The organism is Pedobacter miscanthi (assembly GCF_003315595.1).
GTDB classification, from domain to species: Bacteria; Bacteroidota; Bacteroidia; order Sphingobacteriales; family Sphingobacteriaceae; genus Pedobacter; species Pedobacter miscanthi.
Map to the genome: position 1 here is coordinate 254,987 of NZ_QNQU01000007.1, position 12,695 is coordinate 267,681.

The 12,695-nt window shown below is 42.9% G+C and carries 8 protein-coding genes; all 8 read left to right on the top strand.

The genetic code is table 11. From position 1 onward, the window contains the following. Positions 1-260 precede the first annotated feature (260 nt). The 8 genes from DRW42_RS10275 (at position 261) to DRW42_RS10310 (ending at position 12,119) form a co-directional block, all read left to right on the top strand. Positions 261-4,496 carry a type I polyketide synthase gene (locus tag DRW42_RS10275; RefSeq protein ID WP_113948730.1) on the top strand — a complete coding sequence of 1,412 codons (4,236 nt, stop codon included), beginning with the start codon at positions 261-263 and terminating at the stop codon, positions 4,494-4,496. Then, entirely contained in the window at positions 4,484-4,783 is a 300-nt protein-coding gene (locus DRW42_RS10280) for an acyl carrier protein (RefSeq protein ID WP_113948731.1), read from the top strand. Before DRW42_RS10275 ends, DRW42_RS10280 begins: the two co-directional genes overlap by 13 nt. Continuing rightward, a complete protein-coding gene (locus DRW42_RS10285) occupies positions 4,771-5,535 on the top strand; it encodes an alpha/beta fold hydrolase (RefSeq protein WP_113948732.1) in 765 nt (254 codons plus the stop codon). The genes DRW42_RS10280 and DRW42_RS10285 overlap by 13 nt, the downstream gene beginning before the upstream one ends. 12 nt (positions 5,536-5,547) lie before the next feature. Continuing rightward, complete coding sequence (locus DRW42_RS10290; RefSeq protein ID WP_113948733.1) at positions 5,548-6,747, top strand: glycosyltransferase; 1,200 nt, start codon at positions 5,548-5,550, stop codon at positions 6,745-6,747. A 10-nt stretch (positions 6,748-6,757) separates the two neighbouring features. Continuing rightward, on the top strand, positions 6,758-7,957 hold the full coding sequence (locus DRW42_RS10295; RefSeq protein ID WP_113948734.1) for a glycosyltransferase: 1,200 nt from the start codon (positions 6,758-6,760) through the stop codon (positions 7,955-7,957). A gap of 1,105 nt (positions 7,958-9,062) precedes the next feature. Further along, a complete protein-coding gene (locus DRW42_RS10300; RefSeq protein ID WP_113948735.1) occupies positions 9,063-10,352 on the top strand; it encodes a condensation domain-containing protein in 1,290 nt (429 codons plus the stop codon). Further along, entirely contained in the window at positions 10,349-11,617 is a 1,269-nt protein-coding gene (locus tag DRW42_RS10305) for a condensation domain-containing protein (protein ID WP_113948736.1), read from the top strand. Before DRW42_RS10300 ends, DRW42_RS10305 begins: the two co-directional genes overlap by 4 nt. Further along, the gene (locus tag DRW42_RS10310; protein WP_113948737.1) at positions 11,610-12,119 is read left to right on the top strand and encodes a hypothetical protein; all 510 of its coding nucleotides are present in this window, start codon (positions 11,610-11,612) and stop codon (positions 12,117-12,119) included. The genes DRW42_RS10305 and DRW42_RS10310 overlap by 8 nt, the downstream gene beginning before the upstream one ends. Positions 12,120-12,695: the final 576 nt, after the last annotated feature.

The window sequence follows — 12,695 nt, forward strand, 5'->3', positions numbered from 1 at the left end:
AGGATCGCTAGCAGTAAAGATTGCTTCGTCGTTCCTCCTCGCAATGACGACCGCACTAATGGGGCTGTCATTCTGAGCTTGTCGAAGAACCTTTTTTAAGATATTACAAGGCGTTTCTACGAGCTCAACGTGACAAATTTGATTGAATTATAAATATAATTCAGCCTTATGACGATCGCGTTAGCGAAACAAGCTAAAAATTTCAGTGCAAATAGATATTAATGGAACTAAAGATTAGAAAGATCCCCTAAGCGAACAAGATGAAGAAAAGCGACGTAGCAATTATTGGAATGTCATGCATTTTTCCGGGTGCGAAAGATATGCAGACCTTTTGGGAGAATATCATCAACCGGGTAGATTCTACACAGCAGGTTCCGGCTGATCGGATTGATCCTGTGCATTTTGATAAAACGGTAAGCGGAGTAGATCGTTTTTACTGCAACCGGGGCGGTTTTATCCCCGATCATCAATTTGATCCGCAGCGTTTCGGCATTTTACCCTTAGCTGTTGAAGGTACCGAACCCGATCATCTGTTAACCCTCGATCTGGTTCATCAGGCACTCGAGGATGCAGCGGTATTCGAAAAAAAATATGCCCTTGATAAAACAGGGATCATTATCGGAAAAGGTAATTATGTAGGCCCCGGGGCAACCCGTGCCATCGAAATTGTGCGTACAGGCGAACAGATTTCGAGCGTACTGAAAGATTTGATGCCCCAATTGAGCGAGGCTGAAATTGAAAAGGTAAAACACGAATTCCAGTTGCGTAAAGGCCGTTTCAGTGCCGATACCGCAATGGGATTGATCCCCAATTTAGTGGCTTCGCTAGTGGCTAACCGGCTTAATTTAGGTGGTTTGGCCTTTACGTTAGATGCAGCGTGCGCCAGTTCGCTCATTGCGGTTGATCATGGCGTACAGGAATTAAACAGTGGCCGTTGCGATATGATTATTGCCGGCGGTGTGCATTTAGGTCAGAATGCTGCTTTTTGGAGCATATTTTCTCAATTAGGTGCTTTATCCAAACAGGAAAAAATCAAACCTTTTGATCAAAATGCCGATGGCCTGATTATTGGCGAAGGCTGTGGTTTTGTAGTGCTAAAACGTCTTGAAGATGCCATCCGCGACCAGGATAAAATTTATTCGGTAATTAAAGGCGTGGGCATCAGTAGCGATGGTAGTGGCACCAGTGTAATGAGCCCATCGGTTAAAGGCCAGTTAAAAGCCATTACCGAAGCATGGAAAAATGCCGGGTTGGAAAGTAAAAATATTGGCTATTTAGAAGCCCACGGTACCGGTACACCGCTTGGCGATAAAACTGAGGTAGAAACCTTAAAACAGTTTTTTGGTCAGGATGCAGATCTGCCAAAGGCTGGTATCGGTTCGGTTAAATCGAATATCGGCCATGCGATGCCTGCGGCAGGAATTGCCGGCCTGATTAAATCAAGTTTGGCATTGTATCACGGCATCATCCCGCCTACTTTACATTGTGATGAGCCCGTTGCGCAACTGGCAGAAACCCGTTTTTCGGCAGTGCAGAAAGCTGCAGACTGGAATCAATCGGGTTTGCCAAAACTGGCAGCTGTAAATGCCTTTGGTTTTGGTGGAATTAATGCCCACGTGGTATTAACCGCTTACGATAGTCCTAAAAAAGACGAGGTTTTGGTCATTGCACGGCCAAGTCACAGAATTTTGATTCAATCCCTCGAAAATGGTGATTATAGCGTGGGGCAGGGCAATTTCCGTCTGGTATTATTCAATCCTAGCGAAGAAAGGATCAAAAAAGCTTTAAAAATTGTAGTTAAAAATGCACCATGGAGAAATAAACAGGATATCTGGTACACCAATTCACCTTTATTGGCCAACGATGGCAAAATAGCGTTTGTTTTCCCAGGTTTAGACGGACTTGCCGGTGGTGAAATTAAATCAGTAGCCGATTATTTCAACCTCAGTATCGATGAAAACGAAAAACAGGATGGTCTGTTAAGCGAGGCACTCAATATCCTGAACAAAAGCAGCGTTTTAGATCAGGCCTTAAAACAATTGGGGGTTAAATCTGATATGAACGCAGGCCACAGTCTTGGCGAATGGCTTGCCGCAAGATCTTCGGAACTGGCAGAAGAAAGTTCGGTCATGAACTTACTGAATGTACTTAACCCCGAAACTTTTGAATTGAAAGATTCGCGCTTTATTGCCGTTGGTGCTGGCTTAGCAACCCTTCAACCCATTATAGAAAGTATCCCTGATTTATACCTTTCGAACGATAACTGTCCGCAGCAGGTAATACTATGCGGCAGCAAAAATGCGCTTGATGAGCTGGTGCCAATATTAAAGGTGAAACAGATTTTCCATCAGATCCTGCCTTTCCAGTCGGGTTTCCATTCGCCATTTGTGGCCGATAAACTGGGGCTGATCCTCGAGGGCATGCAGGACATGCAGTTCCGAAAAACCACGACACCACTTTGGTCGGCTACTACCTTAGAAACTTATCCCGAGGGTTTCGAAGCCATCCGCCAGTTAAGTGCCGAACATTTAATTAAACCGGTGCGTTTCCGCGAGCTTACCGAAAAAATGTATGCCGAGGGCGCACGTGTATTTATCCAGGTAGGATCAGGTGGTTTGGTAGGCTTTATAGACGATACTTTAAGGGGCAAAGATTTTAGCACCATTAGCGCCAACGTGCCCATCCGATCGGGTATTACGCAGTTGCAAAGGGTTTTGGCTGCACTTTTTGTCGAAGGAAAAGAAATCGCGCTTAATTATTTGGGCAACATTAAATCAACGCCACCGCAAAAAAACAAAGGCATTAAACTCGAACTTGGTTCGCCGATTATCCATAACCTGCAAACGCTTAAAGGTTTAACCATTAAGCAAAATCAACCTGTGCAGCCCAAAACTTTTGTAGAAGCCAAACATCCCGTTTTGCAGGCTTTTAACGAGAATGTAATGGAAATGATCAACATGCAGAGCGAAATGATCGAACTTTTCGAAAATGCAGCGTTCCAGGTTGATCAGCCAGTTAACTGGGCACCGGCCGCGCCGGTAAAACCCGCCAGACAAGCCTTTAGCAAAACGCTGGATGTGAGTTTGGATAACTGTCCTTATCTTATCGATCACTCGCTGTTGAGGCAGCCAAAAGGTTGGCCAACGGTAGAAGATATGGATCCGGTGATCCCGATGACCATGATTTTTGAAGTATTTGCCGAAATCGCAAATGCGCAATCGCCTGAAGAAAAAGTGCATAAAATTATGAATATGCGCGTTTTCCAATGGATGAATGTGGTTAAACCTTTTCAGGAAACCGTAACCGGCGAGTGGAAAGACGAACAAAGGGTTTACCTTAACCTCGAACGTTTTGCCAATGCAGAAGTGCAACTTGCGCCGCAGTTAAGCCCTGCTCCAAACCGTACTTTCGACATCGGAAAGTTACTGGATATCGACCGTACTTCTGCGCAGATTTACGACGCGCACATGTTCCACGGACCAGATTACCAGGGCATCAAAAAACTGATTGCCGTTGGCGAAAAAGGAATTACAGGTATCATCGAAGCTGCTGGCGGAAAAGGTTCTTTACTGGATAACGCAGGTCAGTTATTCGGTTTGTGGTTGCAACTCACTTTAGAAAAAGATCGGATTGCTTTCCCGGTTAAAATCCAGGAAATAGAGTTTTTCGGCGATATGGCCGATCAGAAAGGTACTTTCGAATGTACCTGTGTGTTAACCGAAATCAACGATGAATTTGCTACGGCAGATATCGTGATGAAAAGGGATGGCATTACCTGGCTGATTATTTCAGGCTGGCAAAACCGCAGACTCGAAATCGATGAACCGCTTTGGAATGTATCCATGTCGCCACTGCACAACCGCTTATCAGAAGAAGTTGCGCCTGGTGTTTTTCTTTTCGGCAATGCTTATTCGCGTGTGGTATCATGGGATTTTATCCTGAAAAGATATTTCAACCAGACCGAGAAGAAACATCACCAAAACCTCTTACCGAATAAAAGAAGAACCTGGATGATCAGTCGCGTGGCAGCAAAAGATGCGGTAAGGAATCTACTGAACACGCAGAAAAACCAGGCCTGCTACCCGATTACCTTCGAAATTTATTCAGACGAGCACCGCAAACCTTATGTTAAAGGTGGTTTAACCGATAATATCAACATTTCTATCGCACATAAGGGCACTGATGCCGTTGGGATTGCTCGTTTTAACGAACCGGTTGGTATCGATATCGAACACATAGAAGAACGAAGCGCAGGCTTTTTTGACCTTGTTTTTAACGATCACGAAATGGCCCTGCTGCAAAACCTCGACAAAATCGAATGGGCAACTCGCTTTTGGGTAGCCAAAGAAGCCTATGGAAAATACCTGGGCAAAGGTTTGCAGGGCAACCCGAAAGCCTATACCGTAGCAGAAGTAAACGGCGAAGAATTACGCATTAATAACATTACAATTAAAACAATCAAACATAAAAACTATATCATCGGATGGACAGTATAACAACTACGAAACTGAGCAGCGAAGAAATTTTCGACCTCATGAAAAAATTTATCACTGAAGTAATCGGCGAAGAATTTGTTGAAGAAATGGATATCACCCCCGAAAGTTCTTTTACTAAAGACCTCGAAATGGACAGCATCGAAATCGTATCTTTTTCCGAAAAAATCAAGGCACATTTTGGCGAGCAGATCGATTTTACGGGCTGGTTATCATCAATGGATTTAGATCAGCTGATTAACTTAAACCTGGGTATGATTATCTCATATATCGAAGAATGCCAATCGTAACGGTAAACGGCAAATCGGTTCACATTCAGGAGCTCAACAAAGACGCTGCTGAAACCATCGTGCTCGTTCATGGGATGTTCAGTAACCTTTCTGTCTATTATTTTAATATCGCACCGCTGCTGGCTACCAAATATCATGTGGTGCTTTATGATCTGAAAAGTCATGGTATGAGCGAAAAAACATTGCTTGGCTACGACCTCGAAAGCATGACCAACGATTTGCTTGCATTGATGGAGGAATTAAAACTGCAGAAAGTGCATCTGGGCGGTTATAGTTTTGGCGGATTAATTGCCTTAAAAATGGCCATCCGTTTTCCGGAGCGTATAAACAAACTAGCCGTAATCGAGGCACCCGATCCGAACGATGATAAAACCAGGGGCATTATTGATGAGTACAGTCGCGAGTTTCTGGAACATTACGTAGAAAATTTCACCGATACCACCAAAGTGAAAATGGGTAAAAGGCAAATGGAACGCAACCACCGCATGTACGAATACCTCTTTTACCAAACTTCGATTAAAACAGATATGGAGCTTGAAAAAGACTTTTTCAGCAGCCCTGCAATTGGAACCATACAACAAGCTACCCTATTATTATATGGTACGGATTCGAATTGTTTAAACGTAGGGAAATACCTTGACGAGCTGATCGAAAATGCAGATTTAATTGCCGTTCCGGGTGATCATAATATCCCGATCCAGCAACCACTAGTTATTGCAGAAGCATTATTAAACTTCTTCCAGGAAAAATAAAATTAAACACAGATGGCAAAATTCGTATTTGTAGTTCCTCCCCTAACCGGCCATATTAACCCAACTTTGAGTATGGGTGCAGCTTTATTGGATAGAGGCCACCGTGTAGCATGGATTACTTTAGATCAATCGCTGGGCGATAAACTTCCAGAACGGGGCGAATTACTCGTGATCAGTTACGACCAAAACGACCAGCAGAAAAAAGATTCAGAAAAATACCTCGATATCATTACCAAAAAAATCGTTTATGGCATCGATAGCATCAAATTTCTGTACGAAGAAGTACTGATCCCGCTAAACAGACACAGTTACGAAGGCATTGCCGGTCTGCTCGATCAGTTTAAGCCTGATGTGGTGATTACCGATCACCAGATGTTTGCCGGTGCCATCGCCGCAACCAACAAAAACTACCCTTACGTTACTTCCGTTACCGCTCCTGCAGCGATAAAAGTAATGGATGAGTTGCCAAAAGTGCATGAGTGGGAAGTAAACCAGATTGTGGAACTGCAAAAAGAATTCGGTATTACCGCGAGCGGTTCTATTGCCTGTTCTGATCTTGCTACTTTGGTATTTACCTCCCGCGATTTTTTCGGGGAGATGGATTTACCGGAACACTTTAAATTTGTAGGCCCTGTTTTTAACCGCCGCAAAACCTCCATTCCTTTTCGTTGGGAAGCATTTCATACCAGTCAGCCCAAAATATTGGTGAGCATTGGTACCACTTTCGATCACGAACATAAAAAAGCCTTTTTTGCCAAGGTAATCGAAGCTTTTGCCAACGAAGACCTGCACGTGGTGGTGGTTTCCGATCCTGCTTTATTTGAAGAGTGGCCTGCTAATTTTACCGTGCAGCGCCAGGTACCGCAACTGGAACTTTTACCGCACCTTGATGCTGTGGTTTGCCATGGCGGACATAACACCGTTTGTGAAACTTTAATGAACGGACTGCCCATGGTAGTCATCCCGATTGCTTACGACCAAAGCCATGTAGCAGGACGTGTTTTCAGGGTTGGTGCCGGAGAACGCTTAAACTTTAACCGTTTTAAAGCCAGCCATCTTAAAGAAGCCGTAAATAAAGTACTGCAGAACGATAGTTATAAAATAGCTGCAGCGCAGATCAAACAATCATTTATCCAGGCTGGTGGAACAGAAAGTGCCGCCGATTTACTGGAAACTTTAAGCAATAAAACCTCAAACGTATTCATCAGTTAAATTATACATTATGTCAAAATTCCTTTTCGTTGTCCCGCCCTTTTTTGGCCATATTAGTCCAACTTTAAGCATTGGCGCAAGTTTACTGGCCCGCGGCCATGAAGTAAAATGGCTTGGCATTACCCCGCTTGCGCAGGTGCATTTACCCGAAGGTGGCGAATTTATTTATCCGGAAGAAGACCTGGTGGAATATGCTGATGAAATACAACGCATTTTAAAACGTCAGGACGATGGACCTGCCTGTTCTGGTCCGGAGGTGATGAAACTGGCCCTCGAAGAAACTTACGTGCCTTTTGCCAAAATGATGATGAAAGGATTGAACAACTTTGTTGATAAATGGAAACCCGACGTGATCATTAACGACTGTATTACCTTTGCCGGTGCATTAAGTGCACATTTAAAAGGTATTCCATCGGTTACCACTACCCCGGTGCCACCTGATGTAATGGGTGATACCGCCAATAGTGCACCTAAAATATTCGAATGGCAACAAAACCTGATCAAGGGTTTACAAAGAGAAGTGGGCATTTACAGCGACGATATCCACATTCACTCCCACGAACTAAACATGGTTTTCACTTCGCAGGCTTTTGCCGGCTTTGAAGAAAAACCACCGCACATGCATTTTGTTGGCCCTGTAAAAGGCAGGCCAAATTTAGCACCATTCGATTGGGAACGTTTAAGCCAGGCCACTACGCCAAAAGTATTTGTTTCACTAGGTACTTTATTGGTTGATATCCGTAAGGAATTCTTCCAGAAACTGATTACCGCTTTCGAAAACGAACCTGTAACCATTGTGGCCGCAACCAATCCTGATATTTTTGAAAAATGGCCAGATAATTTTATCGTAAATGGTTTTGTGCCACAGTCGGAATTAATGCCCCACATGGATGCGGTAATCTGTCACGGAGGTTTTAATACCGTAAATGATACCTTCACCAATGGTTTACCGATGTTGATTACACCTATTGCTTACGATCATTTCCATACCGCTAAATTAATTGAGGGTGCAGGCTGTGGCGTGAGCATCCGTTACAAGCGTTTACGCATCAGCGATTTAAGAAATACGGTTTTCGAACTTTTGGAAAACCCGAAATACCGCCAGGCCGCAGAAAAAATAAGAGAAACATTTATCGCGGCCGGTGGCAATGATAAAGCGGTGCAGTTACTGGAGGATTTTGCAAGAACAACAACATTAGAAGCTGTTTAATCCGCTAACGCTCGTTTCTAACGAGCGTTAAATAGGATATCGTTTACAACGATAAAATCGTGTAACTATTTATGCATTCGTTTGGAAACGAGCGCAAGCGTAAATAGAGTTGTCAACTTTGATGGCCCGCTAGCCTAGAAGTTGACAACTCTGGAGGTAAATTACGGAGAACGGCCGTCGTTTCGAGGGGGCTTTTTCAGCCGAGGAAGCAATCTTACTACTATAGATTATAGCGATTGTTGAAGATTGCTTCGTGCCTCGCAATGACGACCAGTCGCACCAATGCCACCTCCAGCACCGTCACCCTGTCCCGATTTTAACATCGGGATCAGGGTCTATCTTACGATAAAGATCCTGAAATAAATTCAGGATGACGAGACGATTCCGCTAACGCTCGTTTCTAACGAGCGTTAAATAGGATATCGTTTACAACGATAAAATCGTGTAACTATTTATGCACTCGTTTGGAAACGAGCGCAAGCGTAAATAGAGTTGTCAACTTTGATGGCCCGCTAGCCTAGAAGTTGACAACTCTGGAGGTAAATTACGGAGAACGGCCGTCGTTTCGAGGGGGCTTTTTCAGCCGAGGAAGCAATCTTACTACTATAGATTATAGCGATTGTTGAAGATTGCTTCGTGCCTCGCAATGACGACCAGTCGCACCAATGCCACCTCCAGCACCGTCACCCTGTCCCGATTTTAACATCGGGATCAGGGTCTATCTTACGATAAAGATCCTGAAATAAATTCAGGATGACGAGACGATTCCGCTAACGCTCGTTTCTAACGAGCGTTAAATAGGATATCGTTTACAACGATAAAATCGTGTAACTATTTATGCACTCGTTTGGAAACGAGCGCAAGCGTAAAGTTGACAACTCCGGGGATAATCGCTCCCCTCGATCGTCATTTCGAGCGGAGTGCAACGCAGTCGAGAAATCTGTCTCGAGATAGATCTCTCCCTGCCCGAAGCAGGCGGGCATTTCGCTGCGCTTCAGTCGAGATGACGAAGCTTATAGATTAACCGCATAAACAAAACATTAAAGAGTTGTCAACTTACATAACCAATGCACTATGAAAGTTGACAACTCAAACACTAACCTAAATGAAAAGAAAACTGCTATTTGGCGAAAGGATGTTATACGGAGACGGCAAAAGCCCGTTTAACATCGTAATACCCTTTAAAATCAAAGGAGAAATAAAGGAAGATGATTTAAGGTTTGCCTTGTTCAAAATCCAGAAAAAACATCCCTGGTTAACGGCATCGATAAATTTTGACAAAAACCAAAAGCCCTGGTTTGTAACCAACCTTACCGAGTCTTTTAAAATCCCGATCCGTGTGGTAGAGCGTTTAAGCGACGAACATTGGGAACAGGAATCTGCCATTGAGTGGAAAACCGTTTTCGATGCCACAACCGCACCCCTTTGCCGCATAACCTGGCTAAAAGGAGAAAACGTGTCCGAAATTTTAATGGTATATCACCACTGCCTTTGCGATGGCACCGCAGCACTGTCTATTTTAACCGAACTGCTTCAGCTTTTAGATGATGCGGATACCGATATTGGCAGGGAAATCCCGATTATGGGCGTGAAAGATGTAATTCCGGCAAAGGTGTTGAACAGTTACCGCAACCGCACCAAAAATGGTTTGATCGGTAAAATTGCCACGCTAGCCCTGTGGATGATCCCCATTAAAAAAGTAGCCGTTGAACGTAAAAGAGATTTTATGCTCCGCTGGAGATTTGATCAGGAATTTACCAAAGAAATCATCACTTTCTGCAAAAGCAATCACTTTACCGTAAATACACTATTAAGTGCTGCCGTTTTAGCCGCATTTAAAGAAGTAAGGAAAGAAAAAGCTTTTAACAAAATATCGCTCCCGGTTGATATCAGAAATTTTAATCCGATCATTAAAAAAGACCACATTTTTGCTTTTGGTTTAATGATCGTGCTTTCCCTGTCGCCTGAAAAAGACTTCCTTGAAAATGTGAAGGCCTTACAAAAAGAAGTGAATGATAAATCGGCCAAACTTAATCCATATAGCCTGATGATGATGATGGAATCCTGTCACCCTGCACTTAAAAACTTCACCAATTTCTTAAAGTATGGAAAATCGAGCAACGATTGCATGTTTTCTAACCTGGGTAAAATCGACATCCCCCATCAATATCAGCATTTTGAAGTAGAAAGTATATTCAGTCCTTCCGTAATGGGGCCTTTGGGCAATACCACCACCATGATTGCTTCAACCTACCGCAACCAGATGGACTTTACTTTTGTGGCCAGCGAAGGTTATCTGCCTTATGAAGAGGCTCAAGTCATTAAAGAAAGGGTAATCTCCATTCTTAAAAGTCAGGTAGAACAACCCATCGAAATTTTAAGCGCAACCGCATGAAAAGAAGATTAATTTTAGGAGAACGGATTATGCATGTGGATGCTAAAACACCTTTGAACTGTGTTTTTACTGCTAAAATATCCGGCACCATCAGCGAAGAAAACCTGCATCAGGCATTGCAAAAAATCCAGCAGAAACATCCGTTATTGCAGATGAATATCGATGCCTCTGGCAAAGCCCCCTATTTTGTACTCAACCAGCATATCGGTAAAATACCGGTTAGGATAGCTGAACGTTTTACAGATGAAGACTGGCTTGCAGAATCAAAAACTGAATGGTACAAATTGTTTGATGCACAAAACGAACCATTGGCCAGACTGGTTTGGTTAAAAGGCGAAACAGTATCTGATCTTTTACTCGTGCTTCCGCATTGCATCTGCGATGGAACCACCATTTTAAACCTGTTGCGCGAACTGATGACATTGACCGATAATCCCGAACAGGATCTTATCCCCTATCCCTCATTTCATACCGTAAAAGATCTTTTACCCGAAGATTTTTCCATCACTAAACTTGGTCATTTTAAAGGAAAAGTTTTTGCAGCGCTTGGCCGTTTATTTTTCTTTTTCAAGGCTACTTCCAATACCTCTGTAGACCGGAGTAATTATGCCGTTCACTGGAAAATCAGTACCGAAAACACCAAAAAAATATTATTGAAATGTAAGGAAGAAAACACCACGGTACATGCGGCCATCTGCGTGGCATTTATGGAGGCTTTTAAACAGGTACGGGGCGAAAAAGCACATGGCAAAGTCATCTGTCCGGTTGATATCAGGCGTTTTGTTGAAGCCATTAAACAGGATACCATGTTTGCCTTTGCCCCCATTGCAGAGCTAAAACTGGATGAATCAAAAAATAGTTTCTGGACTAAAGCCCGGGCATTAAAAAGCGATTTGGATGCTAAAGTTTCCGAAATGAAAGTATACGACCTGTTGGGTATGAGCGAATATTTCCATTCATCCGTAAATAAAATGATCGGGTTTCTGAGAACCACCAAAGGCACTCATGATGTAACTTTAAGCAACATGGGGCTTTTAAACATACCAAAGGATTACCAGAATTTTTCTATAACAGCCATTCATAGTCCAACGGTTGCCTTTCCATGGAAAAATGCCAATACTTTGGTGTGCAGCACCTTTAACGGACAACTGGATTTCTCTTTTATGTCTAACGAATCCTTTTTAAGGGAGTTTGAAGCCTGGCAGATCAAAGACAGGGCGATGGAACTGATTAAAGAAAATTTAAATGAGTTTGCAAATGCCTGATTATGTAGAATATAATGAGGAGGCAAAAGTATCTAACTGGAGAAAGTTTGTACGCAAAAACCTGCTTTTACACCTCATCCCGAACACTTTACTGAATAGTATTGTGCCTTATTTTGCTTTTAAGATGCAAAATTCAGTACATCTTTTTAGTGGTGAACAAAACCTGGCCAGGTTTCTATTACCGATGTCGGCATTACTTCCCTTTATGGTTACTTTTGATATTTTAAAAAAAATAAAGGAATTACAGCATTCTGATGCCATTAATTATAAAGTGGAAGAGAAAATAACAGGCTATCCCTTTATACTTAAAAAAGCTGGTTTGAATGGCTTATACTGTATCACAATTGTATTTATCCTGATGCTTACACTGTATTTCTCTTTTCCACCCAACCACGATTTCGGAATTACTTCATCAGCAGTTTGCGCCGGTTTACTGGCCGGTTTGTATTCCGTTACTTTTTTCTACCTGGCCATCAGGAAATTTAAGATTGATGCGGTGTAACGCACAGTATTTTTTCTTATTATATTATATCGTCATCTCGACCGAAACGCAGTGGAGCGGAGAGATCTATCTTGAAATATTCTCTAGTTAGATTTCTCGACTGCGTTGCACTGCGCTCGAAATGACGGTATGAAGAGCACTTCGCTACATTTACAGACTTCAATAAAAACGTCGTCATCTCGACCGAAACGCAGTGGAGTGGAGAGATCTATCTTGAAATATCTCTCTAGTTAGATTTCTCGGCTACGTTACACTGCGCTAGAAATGACGGTATGAAGAGCACTTCGCTACTACATTTACAGACTTCAATAAAAACGTCGTCATCTCGACCGAAACGTAGTGGAGTGGAGAGATCTATCTTGAAATATCTCTCTAGTTAGATTTCTCGGCTACGTTACACTCCGCTCGAAATGACGGTATGAAGAGCACTTCGCTACATTTACAGACTTCAATAAAAACGTCGTCATCTCGACCGAAACGCGACCCGTACCGATTTTATATCGGTAGTGAGTGGAGAGATCTATCTCGAAATATCTCTCTAGTTAGATTTCTCGACTGCGTTGCACTGCGCTCGAA

Bases quoted from the DNA above. Each gene is read 5' to 3' on its own strand.
- DRW42_RS10285 (WP_113948732.1), top strand. From the start codon at position 4,771: ATGCCAATCGTAACGGTAAACGGCAAATCGGTTCACATTCAGGAGCTC.
- DRW42_RS10275 (WP_113948730.1), top strand. From the start codon at position 261: ATGAAGAAAAGCGACGTAGCAATTATTGGAATGTCATGCATTTTTCCG.
- DRW42_RS10300 (WP_113948735.1), top strand. From the start codon at position 9,063: ATGAAAAGAAAACTGCTATTTGGCGAAAGGATGTTATACGGAGACGGC.
- DRW42_RS10295 (WP_113948734.1), top strand. From the start codon at position 6,758: ATGTCAAAATTCCTTTTCGTTGTCCCGCCCTTTTTTGGCCATATTAGT.
- DRW42_RS10305 (WP_113948736.1), top strand. From the start codon at position 10,349: ATGAAAAGAAGATTAATTTTAGGAGAACGGATTATGCATGTGGATGCT.
- DRW42_RS10280 (WP_113948731.1), top strand. From the start codon at position 4,484: ATGGACAGTATAACAACTACGAAACTGAGCAGCGAAGAAATTTTCGAC.
- DRW42_RS10310 (WP_113948737.1), top strand. From the start codon at position 11,610: ATGCCTGATTATGTAGAATATAATGAGGAGGCAAAAGTATCTAACTGG.
- DRW42_RS10290 (WP_113948733.1), top strand. From the start codon at position 5,548: ATGGCAAAATTCGTATTTGTAGTTCCTCCCCTAACCGGCCATATTAAC.